General features: G+C 58.1%; 20 protein-coding genes. 2 read left to right on the forward strand and 18 right to left on the reverse strand.

Annotation, left to right across the window (positions count from 1 at the left end; translation table 11 throughout):
* Positions 1 to 2: 2 nt before the first annotated feature.
* The 8 genes from BW950_RS10545 to rnhA all read right to left on the reverse strand — a co-directional run bounded on the left by BW950_RS10545 (position 3) and on the right by rnhA (position 8653).
* Positions 3 to 476 carry a CvpA family protein gene (locus BW950_RS10545; protein ID WP_076489264.1) on the reverse strand — a complete coding sequence of 158 codons (474 nt, stop codon included), beginning with the start codon at positions 474 to 476 and terminating at the stop codon, positions 3 to 5.
* 18 nt (positions 477 to 494) lie between these two features.
* A complete protein-coding gene (murG, locus tag BW950_RS10550; protein ID WP_076489265.1) occupies positions 495 to 1598 on the reverse strand; it encodes an undecaprenyldiphospho-muramoylpentapeptide beta-N-acetylglucosaminyltransferase in 1104 nt (367 codons plus the stop codon).
* A complete protein-coding gene (locus BW950_RS10555; protein ID WP_076489266.1) occupies positions 1595 to 2935 on the reverse strand; it encodes a DUF445 family protein in 1341 nt (446 codons plus the stop codon). Before BW950_RS10555 ends, murG begins: the two co-directional genes overlap by 4 nt.
* A gap of 8 nt (positions 2936 to 2943) precedes the next feature.
* A complete protein-coding gene (locus BW950_RS10560; protein ID WP_076489267.1) occupies positions 2944 to 3333 on the reverse strand; it encodes a hypothetical protein in 390 nt (129 codons plus the stop codon).
* Positions 3330 to 5312, reverse strand: coding sequence for an excinuclease ABC subunit UvrB (gene uvrB / locus BW950_RS10565; protein WP_076489268.1), 1983 nt, complete (start codon positions 5310 to 5312; stop codon positions 3330 to 3332). The genes BW950_RS10560 and uvrB overlap by 4 nt, the downstream gene beginning before the upstream one ends.
* An 88-nt stretch (positions 5313 to 5400) precedes the next feature.
* The gene (locus BW950_RS10570; protein WP_076489269.1) at positions 5401 to 6591 is read right to left on the reverse strand and encodes a S1C family serine protease; all 1191 of its coding nucleotides are present in this window, start codon (positions 6589 to 6591) and stop codon (positions 5401 to 5403) included.
* 20 nt (positions 6592 to 6611) lie between these two features.
* Positions 6612 to 8126, reverse strand: a complete 1515-nt coding sequence (locus BW950_RS10575; RefSeq protein WP_076489270.1) for a YifB family Mg chelatase-like AAA ATPase — start codon at positions 8124 to 8126, stop codon at positions 6612 to 6614.
* Between the two features lie 71 nt (positions 8127 to 8197).
* Positions 8198 to 8653, reverse strand: a complete 456-nt coding sequence (gene rnhA / locus BW950_RS10580) for a ribonuclease HI (protein WP_076489271.1) — start codon at positions 8651 to 8653, stop codon at positions 8198 to 8200.
* 61 nt (positions 8654 to 8714) lie between these two features.
* On the opposite strand from rnhA, the gene BW950_RS10585 reads away from it, so the two are divergent.
* Positions 8715 to 9338, forward strand: coding sequence for a restriction endonuclease subunit S domain-containing protein (locus BW950_RS10585; RefSeq protein WP_143559209.1), 624 nt, complete (start codon positions 8715 to 8717; stop codon positions 9336 to 9338).
* On the opposite strand, the gene BW950_RS10590 is transcribed toward BW950_RS10585, so the two are convergent.
* From BW950_RS10590 to BW950_RS10625, 8 genes are all read right to left on the reverse strand, one after another.
* Positions 9335 to 13378 carry a hypothetical protein gene (locus BW950_RS10590; protein WP_076489273.1) on the reverse strand — a complete coding sequence of 1348 codons (4044 nt, stop codon included), beginning with the start codon at positions 13376 to 13378 and terminating at the stop codon, positions 9335 to 9337. The genes BW950_RS10585 and BW950_RS10590 overlap by 4 nt on opposite strands.
* Before the next feature lie 122 nt (positions 13379 to 13500).
* Complete coding sequence (locus BW950_RS10595) at positions 13501 to 13923, reverse strand: secondary thiamine-phosphate synthase enzyme YjbQ (RefSeq protein ID WP_076489274.1); 423 nt, start codon at positions 13921 to 13923, stop codon at positions 13501 to 13503.
* Positions 13914 to 14447, reverse strand: coding sequence for a (d)CMP kinase (gene cmk, locus BW950_RS10600; RefSeq protein ID WP_076489275.1), 534 nt, complete (start codon positions 14445 to 14447; stop codon positions 13914 to 13916). The genes BW950_RS10595 and cmk overlap by 10 nt, the downstream gene beginning before the upstream one ends.
* Positions 14448 to 14509: 62 nt before the next feature.
* Positions 14510 to 15376 carry a YicC/YloC family endoribonuclease gene (locus BW950_RS10605; protein ID WP_076489276.1) on the reverse strand — a complete coding sequence of 289 codons (867 nt, stop codon included), beginning with the start codon at positions 15374 to 15376 and terminating at the stop codon, positions 14510 to 14512.
* A 12-nt stretch (positions 15377 to 15388) separates the two neighbouring features.
* Entirely contained in the window at positions 15389 to 16945 is a 1557-nt protein-coding gene (gene murC / locus BW950_RS10610) for a UDP-N-acetylmuramate--L-alanine ligase (RefSeq protein WP_076489277.1), read from the reverse strand.
* 57 nt (positions 16946 to 17002) lie between these two features.
* Positions 17003 to 17371, reverse strand: a complete 369-nt coding sequence (locus tag BW950_RS10615) for a response regulator (RefSeq protein WP_234969089.1) — start codon at positions 17369 to 17371, stop codon at positions 17003 to 17005.
* A 128-nt stretch (positions 17372 to 17499) separates the two neighbouring features.
* Positions 17500 to 18249 carry an RsmE family RNA methyltransferase gene (locus tag BW950_RS10620; protein ID WP_076489278.1) on the reverse strand — a complete coding sequence of 250 codons (750 nt, stop codon included), beginning with the start codon at positions 18247 to 18249 and terminating at the stop codon, positions 17500 to 17502.
* Positions 18227 to 18787, reverse strand: a complete 561-nt coding sequence (locus BW950_RS10625; protein ID WP_159438782.1) for a TetR/AcrR family transcriptional regulator — start codon at positions 18785 to 18787, stop codon at positions 18227 to 18229. The genes BW950_RS10620 and BW950_RS10625 overlap by 23 nt, the downstream gene beginning before the upstream one ends.
* 194 nt (positions 18788 to 18981) lie before the next feature.
* Here BW950_RS10625 and BW950_RS10630 point away from each other — a divergent pair, with 194 nt between their 5' ends.
* Positions 18982 to 19191 carry a PspC domain-containing protein gene (locus BW950_RS10630; protein WP_076489280.1) on the forward strand — a complete coding sequence of 70 codons (210 nt, stop codon included), beginning with the start codon at positions 18982 to 18984 and terminating at the stop codon, positions 19189 to 19191.
* Between the two features lie 45 nt (positions 19192 to 19236).
* Here the strand turns inward: BW950_RS10630 and udk are convergent, their stop codons facing one another.
* Positions 19237 to 19842 carry a uridine kinase gene (gene udk / locus BW950_RS10635; protein ID WP_076489281.1) on the reverse strand — a complete coding sequence of 202 codons (606 nt, stop codon included), beginning with the start codon at positions 19840 to 19842 and terminating at the stop codon, positions 19237 to 19239.
* A gap of 117 nt (positions 19843 to 19959) precedes the next feature.
* Positions 19960 to 21813, reverse strand: a complete 1854-nt coding sequence (locus BW950_RS10640; protein ID WP_159438783.1) for an ATP-binding response regulator — start codon at positions 21811 to 21813, stop codon at positions 19960 to 19962.
* Between the last annotated feature and the right edge of the window lie 26 nt (positions 21814 to 21839).

Raw genomic sequence — 21839 nt, forward strand, 5'->3', positions numbered from 1 at the left:
TTCTATCCGCTAATCAATCGCTCTGCATAGGGAAGCAGGGGCAAAAGAAATTGTGCCACCAGACTCTCTGCGATGATCCCTCGGGCATCGAAGACAGGCTGAAGCTGAAGAACCAGAACCAGTATAAAGGAAACCAGAATACCCTCGGCAATTCCCAGAAAAAAACCCAGGGCCCGATCGAGGCTTTCCAGATTGATCTTCTCTACAAGCCGATCCAGGGCACTTTCGAAGATTTTTACCACCAGATAGACCAGCAAAAAAAGCCCCAAAAATGAAAGAACCTGCGACCAGGCTCCCGAACCGATCCAGGGCTGTACGTAGACAGCCACTACCCCGGAAAAAATAACGGCCACACCGATTCCCAAAATAACCGCAGCCATGGAAAGACACTCCCGGACAAAGCCCCGGAAAGCCGCCCGAAGGGAGAGAAAGACGATGATGATCAAAAAGACGATATCCAGACCCGATAAATCCACCTCTACTCCTCTTGATAACTATTCTATAATGCGCCCGATTATTCCCGCAATGCTCCTGGCGCTGTTCCCTCCTGCAAAGGATCGAGCAGCCTCGGCCATGGCCGCCCTCCGGGGGCTATCCTCCAGAAGGCTTTGCACCATCACCAGGAGATCCTTCGAATCTTCCGGACCTCCCTCAAAGACCAGGGCTGCGCCAGAAGCGGCGTAGCGTGCGGCGTTTCGCACCTGATCCCCCCGGGATGAGGCCGAACTGAGGGGAACCAGGACCGCCGGAGTCGCCGTCACAGCCAGTTCCCAGATTGATCCCGCCCCGGCCCGACATATTACCAGATCGCTTCTCTGCAGAAGAGGGGCAAACTCTTCGGAAAATGAGGGGAATCCTGCGTACCTGCCGGGGACAGCCTCGGCAGCGATCTCCCCGATCAATTCTTTCCCGTGGTCGCCTGTCTGGTGAACCACCAGAGCGATCTCCGTAAGCGCCTTGATCTGCTCCCGAACGTACCGGTTCAGCTGGTGAGCCCCCAGAGACCCCCCCGTGACAAGAATCACCGGCAACCCCTCGTCCTGAAGCCCCACCAGAGAAAGCGCATGCCGGGAAGAATCAGAAAAGAACTCCCGCCGCACGGGGTTTCCCGTAACGACAACTCTTCCACGAAGGGAAGGTGAAAAGGCCTGGATTGATTCCTCATAGGGAAGGCAGATCACCCGGGCCAGAGGTGCCGTCAATCGGGTGGCAAGCCCGGGATCGGCATCGGACTCGTGAACAACCACGGGTATTCCCGCAACCCGCGCTGCCGCAACCACGGGGACAGCCACAAAGCCTCCCTTGGAAAAAACCAGGGACGCCCCTTCGCGCTTGAGTATCCAGAGAGCTGCAAAAAACCCCGCCGCTACCCGGAAGAGGTCCAGGAAGTTTTGCCAGTCAAAATACCGGCGCAACTTACCCGTGGGAACACTCCGGTAACGAAGCCCCTCGCCCCCCACAATTCCGCGCTCGATCCCCCGGCGGGACCCGATCCAGAGGACCTTCTCCTGGTGATCCCGGGAAAGCTCCCGGTATACCGCAAGACCAGGGTAAACGTGCCCGCCGGTGCCTCCACCGGTGAAAACAATGGTACTCACACAACCTCCATGAGACGAAACACAACCTGTGAAGCTCCGATCATCGCACCCAGCAAGGCACCAAAAACATTTATCCATCGCAGGTGTCTGCGAATGATGCCCATCAGCAGGGACTCGACACGCTCCACCTCCAGACTGTCGATCCGGCTCACCACCAGTTCCTCCACATCGAGATGGGACAGAATTTCCCGGGTTACCCCCAGAAGGAGAGCCTGGATTCTCCGGGCGCCCCAGCGACTGAGCGAGGACCGGCGGCGACGGAATCCAGGGAGGAGATCCCCCAACAGGACGTGGCCCCGGGGGCAAACCCAGGCCCGGAGAGCCCGAACCAGGAGGGAGGCCCCCTCACTTCCCGGCTCATCGGGAGAAAACACCCCGGAAAGCCCCTGAAGATGGCGTTCCAGATACGACGCCAGAGGATCTTCCCGGCCGATCCCTTCTTCCAGGATCTGACGGAACCGTTCCAGAAGCTCCCCTGAAAAAAGGTCCCTTCCCCGGCTGTGCCTGTGGTCCTCCAGCCACTGCGCCAGGAATTCCTGCACCCTCCTGCGACACGACCCCTGGTGAAGAGCACGGGTGATCTCCTGGATTATCCGGTCCACCAAGAGGGGCATCTTCTCGGCTATCTGGCGATCGTATTGCACGGCCGCAACCAAGAGCCGCTGCATGGGATTCAACTGGTCCAGGGCAAAGGCAACAACCCCTTCTACCCCCTGCCGGAGCTCTTCACGAACCTCCTGGCGCTGGAGCAGCTCCTCCGCAGCTTGGGCCACCTGCGGCCAGTATTCATCCACCAGGAATGCTGCGTCCCCGGAAGAAATCTCCTCCAGAGGTCTGATTCCGGAAAACTCCTCCAGGAGAACGGAGGAAATCTTCCCTGCCCGCTGTGAGAGCGCCCGCGCAACCCCCTGAGCGATCGTCCGGCGGACACCCCTGCCGGAAGGCCCCGCAAGGAACTCCTTTATCCGGAAATCCAGGTGCCCCAGAAGCCTTTCAGCATCAACCTTCTCCATTGCTGCAGCCAGAGGAAGAGACGAAACCCAGACACACCCTCGAGAGAGGGCGCGCTGCAACCCCAGGCGAAAAGAATCAGCGGAAAACCGTTTCTCCAGCACCTCCTGGGAAAGAAGATCCTGCGATACCATGCGGGCAATGCTCCGGGCCAATTCTCCCCGCTGCCGGGGAATCACCCCGGGGGTAAAGGGCAGGGAAACCTTCCAGAGCATAACCGGCCGCAGCGGCCGAAAAAGCATGCGAATCGCCACGGTGTTGGTAAGATACCCGATTGCGGCCCCCACCACCACGGGGAGGGACCAGGACAAAACCATTCGAATCATGGATTCCGTCACCGTTCACCGGGACGCCGCAGCTGGCGGCGGGCGCTTTGGGCCTGGGCATCGCTCATGTAGAGAGCCACGTCGTCCCGGTATACCCAGCCCTCTCGTCTGGCCGCCACCAGATAGAGCCAGCGCTCGTCGGGGGTACGCTCCGAAACAGAGAGAATATCACCAAACCGACTGTGCACCATGACGGGACTGTCGATCGATGGCTCGCGATGCATTCGTGCGTACTCCACGGAAACCAGGGCAATACTATCGCGGTGGACCAGAACGGATGTTTCCGGCAGAGGGATATCCGGAGCCTTGTCGCCACACGAGACCAGGAGGCAGGCTGGGACCAGAAGAAGCACTGTGAGGCAAAGGGCAGGAAAGACCTGGACAGGAAAGCGCTTCACATGGTCCTCAACTTTTCTACCTCGTCCCGAAGGACTGCCGCCTGTTCGAACTCCAGATTTTTTGCGTGTTCCAGCATCTCTTTCTCCAGAAGCTTGATCAGTTTCTTCCGCTGCGTGGGAACCAGGATATTATAACTACCCTTGAGGATCTCCAGCTGCTTCTCTTCATCCCTGACCTTTTCCTCTTTCTCCCGCGCAATAATCGTCTGAACCGTCTTTTTGATCGACGCCGGAGTTATACCCTTTTCTTCATTATAGGCCTGCTGGATCGCCCGGCGCCGTTCGGTCTCCTCGATCGCCTGGTCCATGGCAGGAGAGTGTTTATCGGCGTACATGATCACCGTTCCCTCCACGTTTCGGGCAGCCCGGCCGATCGTCTGAATAAGAGCGGTGGCGGAGCGCAGGAAGCCAATCTTGTCGGCGTCCAGAATCGCCACCAGGCTCACCTCGGGCAGATCGAGCCCCTCTCTGAGAAGATTTATTCCCACCAGCACATCGAAAGTTCCCAGCCTCAGGTCTGTGAGTATCTCCACCCGCTCGATCGTCTCGATCTCCGAATGAAGATATCGGACCTTGAGCCCCAGGTTCACCAGATAATCCGTGAGATCCTCCGACATTTTCTTGGTCAGGGTTGTCACCAGCACACGCTGGTTTTTCTCCACCCGCAGACGGATCTCGCCGTAGAGATCATCGATCTGCCCCCGGGTGGGGCGCACCGAGATAACCGGATCCAGCAGGCCCGTAGGGCGAATCACCTGCTCCACAACCCGGACGGAGCGGTCCAGCTCCTCCCGGGAGGGGGTGGCGCTCACAAAGATGCACCGATCCAAAAGCGCCTCGAACTCCGAAAAAATCAGGGGACGATTGTCCAGGGCCGAGGGGAGCCGAAACCCGTAGGCCACCAGCGATTCCTTGCGGCTTCTGTCTCCGGCATGCATACCGCGAATCTGGGGAACCGTAACATGCGATTCATCGATCAGCGTGAGAAACTGCTGGGGAAAATAATCGAGCAACGTAGCGGGCCGCTCCCCTTGGTCACGGCCACTGAGATGGCGGGAATAGTTTTCCACTCCCGGGCAGTACCCCATCTCTTCCATCATCTCCAGATCGTACTCCGTGCGGGTCTTGAGGCGCTGGGCTTCGGCTATTTTCCCCTGATTGAGCAACTCCTGAAAGCGATCATCCATCTCCTGGCGGATTCTTCCCAAAGCCCCCTGCATCTCCTGCTCGGGCATAACAAAATGTTTGGCCGGATAGAGAAAAAGGGTCTCCATCTCCTCCACGGCCCCACCCGAAAGCGGATTGATCCGCTGGATACGAACCACCTCGTCCCACTCCAGCTCGATCCGGTAGGCTTCTTCCAGATAGGCCGGATATATCTCGAGAGTATCGCCACGATGGCGGAACTTTCCCCGCTGCAGGATCTGATCGTTCCGATCGTACTGAAGCTCGATCAGCTTGCGTCGGATCGTCTGCAGATCCAGGGTTGTCCCGCGATCGATGCGGAGGCGCATATCCCGGTAGTCCCGGGGGCTTCCCAGACCGTAGATGCAACTCACCGTGGAGACCACGATCACGTCGGGCCGTTCCAGAAGATCCGTGGTCGCTTTCAGGCGAAGCCGGTCTATCTCATCGTTGATGGAGGAATCCTTCTCGATGTAGAGATCCCGAGCCGCCACGTAGGCTTCGGGCTGATAATAGTCGTAGTAGCTGACAAAATACTCCACGGCATTTTCGGGAAAGAACTCGCTGAACTCCCGGTAGAGTTGCGCTGCCAGGGTCTTGTTGTGAGAAACAACCAGGGTGGGCAACTGAACCTCTTCGATAATCTTTGCCATGGAGAAGGTCTTTCCTGACCCCGTGACTCCCTGAAGTGTCTGAAAGGAATCCCCCTGGAGCACGCCCCGGGCGAGGGCCTCGATAGCCGCTGCCTGATCTCCCGCAGGACCGTAGGGTGCTTCAACCTTGAACTTTCCCATTCCCTCTAAAATCCTTTTACCCGTGTGTGACATCACCAACCCCGAGACCAGGCCTCTCGCCCGTGCCCGAAGACCCGCCCGGGGAGGGTCAATCCCAGGAGTATTGCCGGGGCCGCTCGCTCAAGACGACCGTTGTCTCGTGGACCTCTCTGCCCCGGTAGTACCGGACCTGTACAGTATCACCGGGGCGCTTATCCTCCAAGGCCTCGTAGAGGTTCGCCAGGGTTGTCACGGGGATCTCATCGATTCCGACGATAATATCCCCCCCCAGATAGATGACTGTTCGGCCGTAGCGAACGCCCCGGTTACGGGATCCGCCCTGAAGCCCCGCCTCCTGGGCGTTCCCCCCGGGAACAATCCCGTGAATCAGCACCCCCTGGTTCACAGGCAACCCCGCATACTGAACGAGCTGGGGAAAGAGCTGTCGGGGCTCGATATCGATCCAGCCGCGCCGCACCTGACCGTGGGCGATCAGATCGGGGACCACCCGACGCACTGTGGAAACAGGAACGGCAAAACCGATCCCGACAGATCCGCCGCTAGGCGAAAAAATCGCCGTATTCACCCCCACCATCTCACCCTGCCGGTTCAGGAGAGGCCCTCCGGAGTTGCCGGGATTAATGGACGCGTCGGTCTGAATCATATCGCGAATCACCAGGTTATTCCGGGCGCGCAGGGGTCGCCCCAGACCACTGACTACACCGGCGGTGAGTGTACGGTCAAGCCCGAAGGGGTTCCCTATGGCCAACACGGTCTGTCCGATCCGAAGCGACGAGGAGTCTCCAAGGGGTATGGGCTCCAACTCTCTTCCTTCGGGATCAAAACGGATCACCGCCAGATCGTTCTCCGGGTCTCGCCCCGTCACTTCTCCCTCCAGGCGGGAACCGTCGGCCATCGTGACAAAAACCCTGGAAGCTCCTTCAACGACATGATCGTTGGTAAGAACAAATCCTCTGGAATCTATGATCGATCCGGACCCGCTCGAACCCTCCTGGGGAACGGCTTCGAGAAACCAGTTATACACCACCGTCTCGGTGTTGACGTTCACCACCGATTCGTTTCGCGACTCGTAGACGGTGATCGCGTCGTGCTCCTCCTGGGAGACCTCCAGGGGGGGCAATTCTCTACGCCGGGGCTCCTCGAAGGAGGACTCTCCCAAGGACGGAGACACCGGCTTTTCCCGGAGAGTTCCTCCAGCTCCACTGCTCCCGAGAAGCCATCCGCCATAGAGGGCCGCCAGAAGCAGCACCGGATAGAGAAACCTCTTTCTTCCGTTCATAACGAGGAGAAATATACGAACTAGACCGGCTCCCTGCCAAGCAACCGGTCGGCGCCGGAGGCCCGGAAGGAAAGAGCCTCCCGGAGATCCCCGGCAGTCACCGAGGGGCGATCCTCCAGGTCGGCAATGGTCCGGGCCACGGCACGGACCGATGCAGCAGCCCGATCGGAGAGTTCCAGCCGCCGCATCGATTCCTGAAGGAGGGATCGAAGTGGCGAGGAGAGAGGGAATGCGTCGCCGGCCCCTTCGGGAGAAATCAGCCCGTTTCTGGGATCTCCCATGACAGAATGTCGGCGATCCCGGGAAAAGCGCAGCTTCTGGCGTTCAATCGCGGCGTGAACTCTCAGTTTCAGTTCGTCCTGTGCCGGAGCGTTCAGGGAGGATCCCTCGTAATCGGTTTTCACCCGCAGATCAACCCGGTCCAACAGGGCAGAACCGATACGGCGCCAGTAGCGGGATATTTCCTGAAGGCTGCACATGCATCGCCCCTGATTGCGTCCCAGCTGACCGCAAGGACAAAGATTGCTGGTCATAACAAGCTGAAACGCTGCAGGAAACACCTCGATTCGGCCAGCACGGCTTATGGTAACCGATCGACCTTCCACGGGTTCACGGAGCGCCTGGAGCACCTGGGGCCGAAACTCTGTGGCTTCGTCGAGGACAAGGACTCCCCGATGCGCCAGGCTTGCTTCACCAGGAAGGCAGGATCGGCCGCCTCCCAGCAGCCCCTCCAGAGAGGCTCCGTGGTGCGGCATTCTCAAGGGAGGATCTTCAAAGGACCGTTCGCTCTCAAGACCCCGCATGGAATAGATCCGCGCCACCTCCACCGATGCCAACGGGGATAGGGGCGGCAACAATGAGGGGATTCTCCTGGCGGTCATGGTCTTTGCGCTTCCCGGAGGGCCAAAAAAGAGCAGGTTGTGAAAACCCGCCGCACCAATGGCAGCCGCGCGTTTCAATAGAGGCTGGCCGTTGATATCGTCCATGGTCATCCGGGGCGCCTGATCTTCCCTCCGGGTCACCGGGGGATCGACCCGGCGGAGCCCCTCCGACAAGAGCTCCTGCAGAGAATCAACTGCAAAGAGATCCCCTGCCACGCGGCCGAGTCCTTCAAGACCACCCACCGCTGCCGAGGGAACCACCACTGACCCTATTTGACGATCCCCGGCGGCAAGAACCGCCGAGAGGGTGCCCCGCACGGCAATGCACCTGCCTTGGAGAGATATTTCTCCTGCTGCGAGAACGTCTCCGGGCAGGGTGACCTGTCCCGTCTCGGCAAGAAGAGCCAGCGCAATAGGAAGATCAAAACCCGCCCCTGTTTTGGGGATTTCCGCCGGAGAAAGGCTCACCAGTATGCGATCTCCGGGATAGATGAATCCGCTGTTGCGCAGGGCAATTCGCACCCGCTCGCGGGACTCTCTCACCTCGTTGGAGGGAAGCCCCACAATATCCATGCCAGGCAGACCCCGGCGAACATCGACCTCAACACGAACAACCTCCCCACGGGCACCGTAGGGAGAAAAACCGTACACCATGAACCCTCCAGAAGTCCTGCCAGTATGGACCAGCGGCAGCCCTCCACGGGTCAAGACGGTTCAGGGAACGCTCACGCTTGTCCCTTGCCAAGGATAGCTTTCTGGACGAGCTCGTCACAGGATTCGTTGTAGTGGTCGCCGGCGTGCCCCTTGACCCACTCCCATTGGGGGGAGACCTCCCCGTTCAGGGCATCCAGCTTTTGCCAGAGATCGACATTCTTCACAGGTTGCTTTGCAGCCGTGCGCCAGCCGTTCCTGCGCCACCGATGAATCCAGTCGGTGATGCCCTGGCGTACATACTGGCTGTCAGTACGCACGAGACAGCTCTGGAACTCTCCACGGGTTTTGTAATCTTCAAGCCCCTGTATGACCGCCGTCAGCTCCATGCGGTTATTTGTCGTAGCCGGATCATACCCGGAATCGAAGGAGACCACCTCGCCCCCGTCGATTGTCATGTAGTAGGCCCACCCACCAGGCCCGGGATTCCCGTGACATCCTCCGTCGGTATAAATAACAATTTTCTCCATAAATAAAACTCCAAAGTATATATTGACAATAAATTAATTCAAACGTTATCATGTAAGTGCGATGGAAATTTCTACACACACCCAATTATCTGATGAATCGGCCTGGTCCCCCCTCTCGCATCATGCCCAGGTATTGCGAGCACCTCTTTTCAAGTCGGAATCAACCCAGGGGAGTCATATCTTTCACGTAATATCGATCATGGATTTTCCTCCTGCAGGCTACCTGCCCGAACCGGCACGGACCGTGTCCTTGCCCACCGGGGCAGAACGCGCCCGGCAGTATACCGTAAAGCCCTATGATGTGCTGATTACTGCCGTAGGAACAATCGGACAGATTACTATCGTGCCCGAGAAGTGTCCTGATAACTGGATACCTGCCACCAATATGTTTGTGGTGCGTTTCCGGGAGAACCAGAAAGACAAGGGCCGCGCCTACTACGGACTCATGAAAAGCGACTTTGGAGCCAGGATTTTGCAAGAGCTCTCCCACGGAAGCAGCATAAAACTCATCTCAAAGAAAGCCTTCTCCCGAGTCCCGCTGCCTCCCTGCACGGACGACCTCCTGGCCTACTTCATCACTCTCTGGGAACAACAGGAAGACCTCTACACGCGGAGCCAGAAGCTTCTCCAAGAGGCACTGCAAGTCTACCAGGCCGTCCCGGAGCTGGCAAGAAAGGGCGCTTAGACAGGAACAGCCCCGGGAAAGATCTCTGTCTCCCGACAAAGGTCTTTCAGGGTGTTGTGTTTCTGCAAAAACCCCACCATGAGGTATCGCTGACGCTCGCGGGATTGCAGGGGAAGCAATAGCCAACTGTGGACCGGGGGAAAGTGCTCCCCGAAGGAAACCCCTGAAAAATCCCGATACTCCCGCAGATTCTGCTTCAGGAGGAGAACTCTCCGGTGCGGAAAGATACACTGCGCCAGATCGCACTCTGGTTCCAGACGAAAGTCGTCACTCCAGTCTTCAGGGAGGCCAAGGGAGAAGCTGCTTGTAATTGAGTTGTCGTCTCCCGCTTCCAGAACCGTGGCAGCCCGGGCGTTCCAGATCCGTGTAAGCTTGACCAGTTGCCGATAGACCTGACGAACCTCGGCATCCCCTTCCTCGAGAGAAGCGCTGAACTCAAACCCATTCGCCCCCAGTCGGAGAGGCGCATCCGGAATATCACCTCTTCGAGCGGCATGGTCCACTCCTGAATCGGAATCCTCCAGGATGTCTTCAAAACTGAGATCTCCGAAGGCGTTTCCAAACAGAGCATCGATAGTCTCGACATGGCGGTGATTCACAATTTGATCTACCAGCTTGTGGAGCAGGCGATCTTCCCGGGAGGATGCTCCTTCGCCATGGTACGCTTCTGACTGGATGTGAACCAGACCATCGCGTTCGCCAATCACCTGAACCCAGGAGGTATTGAGATTTACAAACTCCTCCAGTTCGACAGCCTGGTGCGTGAGAGTATTAGCGGCCCCCCGGATTCGGGCTCCACCGGATTCAGCTTCATCGGCTTCACTCGTGTTCTTCCCGAACCGTCCTTCGCTCTCGGGAAAAACGGTTGTTGCCGGGGCTGCACGGCCTGAAAAAGAGAAGTTGAATCCCAGAAAGGGGCTGCCCGAAGGGCTTAATTCCTCGGCCTCCAGAACTTCCTCATCATCTTCGATGACATCAATTTCCTGAACTTCTCCCAGCTCTTCGAGGTCATCGACCTCGAGGGGTTCCTCGGGACCTTCATCACCGGCAGGCAGGATTTCCGGCAGGTCTTCATCCGTTTCAAGAGACTCCTGCGGTGCGGGGAACCCTGTGGTATATGTCTCTTCTTCCCGCTCTTCTTCCCGAAATTCCTCCCCGGATGATTCCTCAAGGACCGTTTTCAGGATCGGAAAAAGCTCCTGCGGAGGCTCACCCTGCGGTCCCTGGCCGGGATTTTCCCAATACTCCTGGATTGGGCTACCCTGTTCTGTCAGACCTTCATGGATTACTGCGGCGAGAGGTGCTTTGGTTTTTTTCGGGGGTTCAAGCTCGTCTTCCGGCTCGAGTTCGTCTATCGTTTCGGCTTCCGGGGCCTCCCCGGGGACTGCCTCCTCGGTGTCAAGCTCTTCCAGGGGTTCCAGCTCATCCTCGGCATTCAGATCTTCCAGGGGTTCAAGCTCATCCTCGGTGTCCAGCTCTTCCAGGGATTCAGGCTCACCTTCGGAATCCAGCTCTTCCAGGGGTTCAAGCTCGTCCTCGATGTCCAGCTCTTCCAGGGGTTCAAGCTCGTCCTCGGTATCCAGCTCTTCCAGGGACTCAAGCTCACCTTCGGAATCCAGCTCTTCCAGGGGTTCAAGCTCATCCTCGGTGTCCAGCTCTTCCAGGGGTTCAAGCTCATCCTCGGTATCCAGCTCTTCCAGGGGTTCAAGCTCATCCTCGGTGTCCAGCTCTTCCAGGGGTTCGAGCTCGTCCTCGGTGTCCAGCTCTTCCAGGGGTTCGAGCTCGTCCTCGGCATCCAGCTCTTCCAGGGGTTCAAGCTCGTCCTCGGCATCCAGCTCTTCCAGGGATTCAAGCTCACCTTCGGAATCCAGCTCTTCCAGGGATTCAAGCTCGTCCTCCGGCTCGAGTTCGTCCACCGCTTCGGCTTCCGGGGCCTCCAGAGGTTCAACCTCATCCTCGGCATCCAGATCTTCCAGAGATTCGAGCTCTCCTTCGGAATCCAGCTCTTCCAGGGGTTCGAGCTCACCTTCGGAATCCAGCTCTTCCAGGGATTCAAGCTCGTCCTCCGGCTCGAGTTCGTCCACCGCTTCGGCTTCCGGGGCCTCCAGAGGTTCAACCTCATCCTCGGCATCCAGATCTTCCAGAGATTCGAGCTCTCCTTCGGAATCCAGCTCTTCCAGGGGTTCGAGCTCACCTTCGGAATCCAGCTCTTCCAGGGATTCAAGCTCGTCCTCCGGCTCGAGTTCGTCCACCGCTTCGGCTTCCGGGGCCTCCAGAGGTTCAACCTCATCCTCGGCATCCAGATCTTCCAGAGATTCGAGCTCTCCTTCGGAATCCAGCTCTTCCAGGGGTTCAAGCTCGTCCTCGGTGTCCAGCTCTTCCAGGGGTTCAAGCTCATCCTCGGTGTCCAGCTCTTCCAGAGGTTCGAGCTCGTCCTCGGCGTCCAGCTCTTCCAGGGATTCAACCTCATCCTCGGCGTCCAGCTCTTCCAGGGATTCAACCTCGTCCTCGGCGTCCAGCTCTTCCAGGGATTCAACCTCATCCTCGGAATCCAGCTCTTCCAGGGATTCAAGCTCGTCCTCGGCATCCATCTCTTCCACAGGTTCAAGCTCATCCTCGGAATCCAGCTCTTCCAGAGGTTCAAGCTCGTCCTCCGGCTCGAGTTCGTCCACCGCTTCGGCTTCCGGGGCCTCCTCTTTTCTGACCTTTCCGGCGGATTTTCTGGCAGGCACACTACCCTCAGAGGCCTCCCCTCCCCCGCTTGCTGAGGGAGCAAACCTGTGACGGGCAAGAGTTCTCTCAATAATTTCTTCAATCTGCTTCAAACTAAGCTGTTCGATCTGAACAGCCCCACCACCACCGCCAGACCGGGGCCCCATGAGCTGGTACAGTTCGTCCCAATTCCGCTCAAAATCCTGTTCGACCCGGACCCGCTCCTCTTCCTTTAACTTCCCGATACCCCGACGCAATTCGGCCTCTATCCGCTGGCGCCGGCTATCCAGTTCCCGTTTCCACATCTCGGGATTAACGACCCTTCCCTCCCGCAAATAATCCCGGACAACGGCTTGCTGAAAACGCCGAAAACGCTCCGCCACAACCACACTGGGATCCTGTCGTATGTTCAGAATCAGATAGCACCCCAGGAACGCCGCCATGAAGACTGCTCCCAGAAGAATCAGTTGTAACGGACGATCCATGGACAGATCGCTTTCGTTCAGGAGAAGCACCAGAGACGGAAGGGAGCGATCGGCCTCCAGCCGTTCCAGGGCATAGCTTTCTCCCAAATGGCTTCGAAGTACGGGAAAGACCTCATCGTCTTCAAGAGCTCGATCGAGCGCGGCCAGATCGTCCTGGTTGAAATGCCGCCGGGCATTCACCACAAGGTTCCCTGCCGGGGAAAGTCGGACTCGAGCAGAGGGAGGAATTATCCCTTCGGCCTGGAGGCGCCCGTAGAGTCCCGTCGTGCTTGCCCAGGCTATCAAGAGGCCTCTCGGCGCCCGGAAGGAATCCATTACAGGCACGAGAGCCCGCAGGGCAGGAGGGTCCGAAATCCATTCGATTCCCGAACGTTCCTCACCGGGATCAGGCACTCCCAAAGGAGGCTCCAGTTCTTCCGAAGCCCGATACTCCAGACGGGCATCGCTTCGGGCTCGCAGATCCTCCTGAAGAGTGCTGAACCAGAGGTCGCCTCGCTCGTTATCGATAATCCTGAGATAGTCAAATTCGGGGTATCTGTCAAAGAGAAGATCTACCGCTTCTGCCCGTGCTTCGATATCCTCCCGGCTCTGGTTCACACGGAAGACATTTTGCACCGTTGGAAGCGCAGCAAAGGACGACGCGGCATCACGCAACTCCCGCTGATACTCTTGAGCCACAGAACGGGCTTCTTCCAGAAGCAGGATTGCGTTATCCCGCACCCGCTGATTGTAAAACCTCGCGTCCAGAAGATCAAAGAGGCCAGAATAGGCAGCTATAGCAAAGCCGGTGAAGAGAACCGTGGCGAGGAGCAAGCTGACAAGAACTTTCTGAACTACTTTCATCGCTATTATCTACCCGCCACTTCAGATACCGCTCCAGACGCTACCCCGGATACCGGAGGATCTACTTCAAGGGTAGTATCAATCATCGGCGGGAACAACGTTTACATTGACAGATTTTGAGGCTATTCCCCCAGCACAGTCACCACCAGGCGGCGCGGTCCTCCGTGATCACGAAATTCGCAGAGATATATTCCCTGCCACGTACCCAGGACAAAGGCCCCTTCCCGCACGGGAATCGTCACACTGGACCCAACCAAAGAAGATTTGGCGTGGGCCGGCATATCATCAGAGCCTTCCAGAGTATGGATATAGGAAGGATGGCCTTCCGGCACCAGCCGATCAAAAATGCCAGAGAAATCGTATCGCACATCGGGATCGGCATTTTCGTTCAGGGTCAGCCCGGCGCTGGTATGAAGGATCATCACCTGGGCAAGCCCCTGGCGAACCGGAGAGAGCCCGGAGATTCCCCTCTCCACCTCATGGGTGATTATATGGAACCCCCGGGGACGAGGTTTCAGGGTGACAAAATCCTGCACTATTCGCATGAACGTTTATGCTCCAGGGCCTCCATGATGAGCGGAAGAATCTCCTCCGGCTTGTATTGTTCCGTGTCCACCACAAGATCGGCAAAATCCCAGGAGTCAATATCGATGTTGTAGAGTCTCACGTATCGGGCGTGGTCACGCCGATCCCGTTCCCGGGTTGCAGCCTGAACCGCCTCAAGATCGCCCCCCTCCCGCTGGTGAATTCGGGCGGATCGAACCTCCGGGCTGGCCCAGAGATAGACCTTGAGGTCAGCCTCCTGCAGGAGCCATATGGCCAGGCGCGAAGCGAGAACGCAACTTTGGGCCTGAGCCCGCTCCACCTGACGCTGATCCAGCAGTCTGTCCCAGGACTCATCCGACTCGGCCCGGCGACACATCTCCTCGAAGGAAACCCCCTCTTCCTCGGCCATGGTGTGGAAGGTGTAATTGACAAGTTCGACCTGAAGCGTCTCCGCCAGGAGACGGCTCACGGTGGTATTTCCGCATCCGCTTTTTCCCGATATGGCGATTCGAAGTGGTTTCATTTTTCTCTCCTCATCATCTCTCCTCAGTATTCAATATTCCGGAATTGTTCAAGATTACGGAATTATTCAACATTACGGATCTGCTCTCTCAAAGCCTCCACGGCGTCCTTTGCTTCCACCACAGCGGTCTGAACCACCGAGAGGATTGTCTTGCTTCCCGTGGTGTTAATTTCGCGGTTCATCTCCTGACAGATAAAGTCCAGACGTTTACCTTGGGGCCCGTTCCCATCCAGGAGCTCCCGGAAGGTCCTGATGTGGCTGTGAAGACGGGAAATTTCCTCGCTTGTGGAGTGACGAAGGATCAGAGCTGCCGTCTCGGCATAGATCCGCTGCTCCTCTGCCTCGTCACCCAGAACGTCACGAAACTTGTCACGCACGGTTTGAAAGATCACCTGTTCCACCTCACCGGCATGGCGTTCAAAAATTTCAGCGCACCGCGATACCCGCTCCAGGTGCCTGGCCATATCTGTTGCTGTGGCAGATCCCTCACTGCGACGGGTCTCGTTCCATCGATCCAGCGTCTCCTCAAGGACAGATACAACCTCCCGGGCCGCATCATCCTGGTCAAAGGAACGCTCGGTATGGACAACGCCCTCAAAAGCAAGGATGTCAGCGTATGAAGGCTCCCGAGAAAGCCCCGCCCTGTTCCGGATTTCTTCCAGGGCAGAACGGGCCGCCTCAACGGCGCGGGGATCGACACGGACCTGAAGCTTCTGATCATGCTCCTGGAGACGCACCGCCACCTCCACCTTGCCCCGGGCCGCAACGCTACTTACCAGGGCCTTTATATTTGGTTCCAGAAAGGAGAGGTAGGCAGGAAGGGAAGTGTATACTTCAAGGTAGCGATTATTTACGCTCCGAACCTCCACCGAACAGGACCGTTCCCGGCTGTGACGTTCCACCGTTGCGTAGCCTGTCATGCTCTTCATAGAGTTATCTCCTCATGGTCTTTCCGTCTCCGAATCCCCGCGCTCCCGGAGCAATTCTTCTACCCGCCTTCCAATGCGGAAATTATCACCGGCTCCCATGGTAACCAGCACATCCCCTGGACACAACGTCTTCAGCAGGTACCGGGCAACCTTTTCGAAATCGGGCTCATAGATCACCTGGGGATGGCATCGGGAAACTTCCTGAAAAAGCCGTTCTCCGGTGATTCCCGTTTCGTTTTCCTCGCGAGCCGAGGCATAGATATCGTTCAGAATAACCTGATGGGCCCCGGAGAAGGCCCTTGCAAACCTGTCCAGCAATGCCGCAGTGCGAGAGTAGGTGTGGGACATAAAGACCACCACCAGCCGTGACAAGGGATAAAAGGCCCGAAGCCCTTCCAGGGTGGCTTCTATCGCCGTGGGATGATGAGCGTAATCATCGATGATCGTCACTCCCCCCAGGCGAGCCACCACCTCGCTGCGGCGCCGGGTTCCCCGAAAATCGGCCAGCCCTGCCCGCCAGGAAGGAATCATTCGGGCAAGATCCCCGGAAGAAACCTGCCGCAGCCGCAACAGTTCCCGGAGAGCACAGATAGCCCCCGTTGCATTCGCCACCATATGCACTCCCGGAAGCGGCAACTCCCAGGGTTGATTCCTGAAGAGCCTCAAGAGGTCACTCTCCTGGTTCCTCGCGTCATGAGCATCGTCGAGCTGCCCTCCCGGGGAAGATTTCTCCGGTTCTCCATCACCAAGGATGAACCGCTGAACTCCCTGGCCCTGATTCTGCACGGTGCAGCGCCACGCTCCCTCGGCAGAGAACCCGTAGGGAAGAAGCGTCAGATCACCCCGCTGGATCGATGCCCGGCGGGCCACCTCGCAGGCTCCGGCATCGTCGGCACAGTAGACCAGGGTTCCTCCTGACGAAATCCTCAGGGTGTATTCCACAAAAGCTTCGATCATATCTTCCAGAAGGGGAAAATAATCCTGGTGATCAGCCTCCACACTGGTCACAATCGCCACATCGGGAGCGAACGAGAGAAAATGGCGACGATACTCGCAGGTTTCGGCGATCAGGAGGTCCCGGCCTTGAAGCAGCGTTGCAGACCCGCCAAAGGATGGCACAGCGCTCCCTACCACAACGGTGGCGGGAAGATCCGTGCGGGCTACCATGGCCCCCAGCATCGCCGTGGTGGAGGTTTTGCCGTGGACCCCGCCGACCCCAAGGCTCAGACGTCCCTGCGAGAGAGCCCCCAGAGCCTCGGCGTAGCTGAACTGGGAGATTCCCCGGCGCCGGGCCTCCTGGCGCTCGGGATTTTCAGGGCCATAGGCCGCCGAATAGACCAGCACCTCCGCATCGGGAGGAACATGATCTGGAGAAAAACCCACCCGGGGAGTCACCCCGATCTTCTTCAGAAGCTCATCGGTATAGAACGTATCGGGACCGTCGCTGCCAGAAACAGAGGCCCCCCCACTGACAAGAACTTCGGCAAGTGCAGCCACGCCGGTTCCCTTGATCCCCGTCAGGTGCACCACACGAGCCTCTGCTACAGATATCGGGTCAGAATGCATCATGGCCGGGAGTGTACGCCGTTGCCGCCGGCAGGTCCAGCGAGGACACCATCTGTCTCCTCATAGCCCTTCACGATGGACCACTTTCGCCATAGTTCCCAGAAGCAGATCTTTGCTGAAGGGCTTTGTGATCCAGGCCGTGGCACCGGCACGCATACCCTCTCGTTTCTTTTCTGCCCCGCTCTCGGTGGTAAGAATGATGATCGGAACATACGGGCAGACATCGCCAGCCCGGATCCTGCGGACCAGCTCCAATCCGTCCATACCAGCCATATTGATATCGGTTATCACCAGATCGAAGGCGCAATCCATCATGTTCAAGGCAGCAACCCCGTCGGCGGCCACATGAACATCATGATTCTCGCCGGAGAGTACCATCGCCAGCGTCTGACGCATCGAGACAGAATCATCTACCGCGAGAATCCTCACCCCGTTTTCCTCCTCCGGCACAGCGCCGGTCAATTACCACTCAAACGCCACGATCTCATCTGCTTTTATGGTAGCATAACTGTCGCAATCGCACCACGCATAGGTTACCCCACCAGGGGAACACCCCCCTAAAGTCCGGCCGTCGCTGCGCCAGCAAGCCCCGCCAGAAGAACCGCCGCCGTCTCGGTCCGTAATTTTCGCGGACCCAGCGTCATGGGGCGATACCCCTGATCCCTCAGGAGGGCCTCCTCCCGGGGTAACAAACCCCGCTCCGGCCCCACACAGAAACGCAGATCCCTCACATCCTCCGACCGGGCCAGAAACTCTTGGGGAGAAATCGCTCCGGCAGGGTTCAGGGTGCCGAAAAACCGCCCCTCTCCCCGGACGGGCGAGCGATTGTCCTGACTCAGGGCATCCTCCAGAGAAGGAAACCGGGAAAGTTTCGGCAAGGCGGTTTGTTCACCCTGGGAAAGCCCCTCCACAAGATGTTCTTCGGGGTTTTTCCAGAGGGAACTGGTCTGATAGGAGGTTTCGCTGAGAGCGCTTGAGAAAACGCGGATTTCTCCCACCCCCAGGGTGGTCAAATCCCGGAGCAACCGCTTCAATACAGGCGGCCGGGGGTGCCCCAAAAGCAAAACCACCGGGTCGGGAGATCGGAGAAGCGGGACTCCCGACACACCCTCCCAATTCACCGAAAGGCAGAGCCCCTCTTCATCCAGCGAAACCAGGAGAGCTTCTCCGACAGGGCCGTTTACAACCCCCACCCGCAGGGTATCGCCGGGACGTGCCCGAAGAATTTTCCGGATGTGTCCGTACCGGTGGTCTCCGCGGACCAGGTGATAGATTTGCTGCTGGTCAGGAAAGAGAATCAGATTCATCGCGGGGAAGCCCCTGATACAAAGCGCCTGCCTGCTCAAAAAAAGCGGCAATATCATCGATGGGAACAGTATCGCTTCCCACCAGCCGCTGGAGCACCAGGCCGTCCAGAGTTGTCAGGAGAACCTGCGCCATGACGGTATACTCCCGCTGATCTCCATAAATCCGGGTCAGCCCCTCCTCTATGATCCCGCGCCAGCGATGGTACTCCTCGACAAAGCGCGCTTTCAGGGAAGGATTCTGGGTGAGCGCTTCCTGGAGGAGGTAGACGTGGGTGTGACCACGACTTCGGGAATGCATGACTGTGTCCAGGACCAACCGGAAAACTGTCCGTGGAGACTGGCCGGAACCACTGGATTCAAGCCGGCGGAAGACTCGACTGGTCATATTGTTCATATGCCGATCGGCTATATCGAATATCAAATCACCCTTGGTGGCGTAATAATAATAAAGCGTTCCCTTGCTGATATTAGCCGCCTCGGCGATGTGCGCCAGGGTGGTGTGCTCGATCCCCTTTTCCCGGATCAACTGAGCAGCCACTCTGAGGATGCGCTCCCGGTTTTCAGGGGTTGTTTTTCGTTGGCCCATGGGAGACACGATACCGTATCTTCCGAGAGGAGGTCAATTTACCAGACATACCAGACATACCAGACAATGGACCAGCAAAAAGAGGCGGCTTGGAAGAGGAGCGACCGTATTGCGCAGACCCGGCCGTGCCAGTAGAATGGGCAGTCATGTCCGACTACCGAATTCCTGAAGGGAAAAAGCTCTACCGGAGCCGCCGGGACCGAAAGCTCCTGGGCGTCTGCGGAGGGATCGCCGAATACTTCGGCATTGACTCAACTCTGGTGCGCCTGATCCTGATCTTTCTGATTCTGCTCAGCGGCAGCGGCTTCCTGGCCTACTTTGTGGCCGCCCTGATCATGAAAGAAAGCCCGGTCTGATCAGGCCCTTTTCCTGCCACCTGCCCAGACCTTCGTTACCCCCTATTACGCCAGAATCCCCTGCATGAAGGAAACAAGAACCTCCAGAGCCTTCCGGTTCTCTCCACCTTCAGGCACGATCAGGTCAGCGTAGACCTTGCTGGGTTCGATGAACTCGTAATGACCCGGGCGAACCGTGTCCAGATATTGATCGATAACCGATGAGACCGTGCGGCCCCGCTCCTCAATATCCCGGGTAAGACGCCGAATGAAGCGAATATCGTCGGGGGTATCCACAAAAATCTTCAGATCTATCAGTTCCCGTATACGGGGCTCAAAAAAGAGCATGATCCCCTCAAGAATGACCAGCTTGCCCGGCTGGACCCGGACCGTTTCTTCCTTGCGGCGATGCCGGACAAAATCGTACTGCGGCATGGCGATCTCCTGGCCCTTGCGCAGCAGCCCGAGTTGCTCCACCAGCAGATCCGTGTCAAAGGCCGACGGATGGTCAAAATTGAAGGCTGTTATGTTGGTGTTACTCACGTATTCGGCAGAACGGTAATAATTATCCTGCGGAATGAAGGTAAAGTCCCCCACGATCTCGGAAATCTTCCGTACGATCGTTGTCTTGCCGGACCCGGATCCGCCCGTTATTCCAATTATTCGTGCCATAATAGCCCCGTACTATAGGGTCTGTTTTCAAGGTTGACAACGCTTTTCCGAAGCTTTACCGGGGTCCGGGCCATCTTTTTTGCACCAGGAGATCCCCCGGGGGCTCCCGGGAACGAGTCAAGCCATCGCTGCCGGAGGATCCAGAGGGGTCGAGATCGCCTCCTGCACCGCCTCACGCAGCTGGTCCAGGCCGAAGGGCTTGCGAAGCACCGCCTGAAACCCCGCTTCATGGTAGGACGATCCATGATAGTCGTGGAGCACTCCGGAACTCAGAAGGGCCGGCAGGGCCGGATAAAACTCACGCAGCCGACGCAGAAGCTCGATACCATTGATTCGTCCCGGCATGGACAGATCGGTCATGAGTAGATCGAAGGTCGCTCCTTCGTGCTCCCGCATTTGATCCTGAAGGAGAGAAAGGGCCCGCTCTCCGTTTTCTACGGACGTTACAGAACACCCAAGAACTCGCAGGCTCCGTTCGACGGAACGCCGCACCAGGAGATCATCCTCCACCAGGAGCACCGAGAGCCTCGCCAGACTTCGCCGATCTTCCCGCTGCCGGTGCGTCCCCGATCGTTCTGGTTCGAGGATCAGATCTTCCCCCTTCAGGGGAATCTTCAGAGTGACGGTCGTTCCAAAACCGGGTTCAGCCGAGAGAGAAAACCGGCCTCCGCAGGCTTCCACCAGGGAAACCGCCACGGGCAGGCCCATTCCTGTCCCTCCCTCTTTGGTGGAAAAATAGAGCTGAAGTGCGTCCCGGGCCGTTCGGGAGTCCATGCCGTGGCCCTCGTCCCGGACAGTAATGGCCACATAATGGTCCTCCCGCGAGACACCAGCCTTCACGTGGAGGACGCCACCCTCGGGCATTGCCTCCACAGCATTGGTTATCACGTTGAACAGGGCCTGCCCCAGGAGATCCGGGGGGAGCACCAGAGGCTCCAGAGGGCCTTGAATGTCGAAGGTCGCGCGAATGGAGGTCCCGCTCAAGGCGAGATCGACAACATTCAAAAGTGTCTCTTCAACCTGATCGGCCACCTCGGGGTCGCCTTCGGAAAGGCTGGAGAGCGTCCGTGACGCCGAATCGGCAGAGAATGCCCCGAAACGGTGGGCCAGACGCTGGACCTTTCTGACAGCCGCCGTCAGGGCTGTCACGTCTTCGTCGGTATTCCAGCGGATTATCTCCAGATGACCAAAAAGAGATGTGCAGGCGTTGGTCAGATCGTGGGCGAGGCCCCTGGTAGCGCGCAGAATGTTCTGGGCGTGCTGGACGTGTGCAAGATCCTGGCGAATTCTCACCCGTTCCTCGGTATTGACCACCGCGATAACCGCTCCCTGGAACTCCTCTGCCAGGCATGTCTCATCCCTGAACTGGCCTTCCTTCGTTTCCGTCAGCGGAAGGGGGGACCGGGGAAAGGGATAGACCTGAAGCTCCACCTGCACCGAGGCACCCCGAACGGTGAGTAGCGATATTCCCGCCCCAAAGCGGGAATCCTCGCCGTTCCGCAAGGTTTCCCTCACAAGGCCGACCGTATCCACGGGACGGCCGTATTGGCTGACCCGGAGCTCCTGGTCGATAGTCCTGCCCCCGCACAACCGCTCGCCCGAGAGGGCATAATCCCGGGCAAGATCGTTCCATGCCAGGATCGATCCCCTCTCGTCCACCACAAAGGTGGCATGATCGGTGCTCCGCAGGAAGGCCGGGACGATCCGGGAGGAGCAACCCGACAATTTCTGCTGCTCCGCCCTGTCCTCGGCCTGACCGGAACAAAGAAAGAGACACTCTCCCCCTTCCAGGGCCATGAACCGAACCTTCAGGGAAGGGCAAAGCGCGCCTGTCTCCAGATCGGTCTTGTCCTGGGCCCATTCGCCCGACGGGAGCCAGCCACACAGTTCGCCCCCTCCTGCCGAGAGAGCCAGCACCAGGGGGGCGCCTTCGGCAACTCCTCCGAAACGACGGGCAAAGGGATCGTTCACGGCAACAAGGCAGCCCCGACCATCCA

The sequence above is a fragment of the Alkalispirochaeta americana genome, assembly GCF_900156105.1.
In the GTDB taxonomy this organism is placed as follows: Bacteria; Spirochaetota; Spirochaetia; order DSM-27196; family Alkalispirochaetaceae; genus Alkalispirochaeta; species Alkalispirochaeta americana.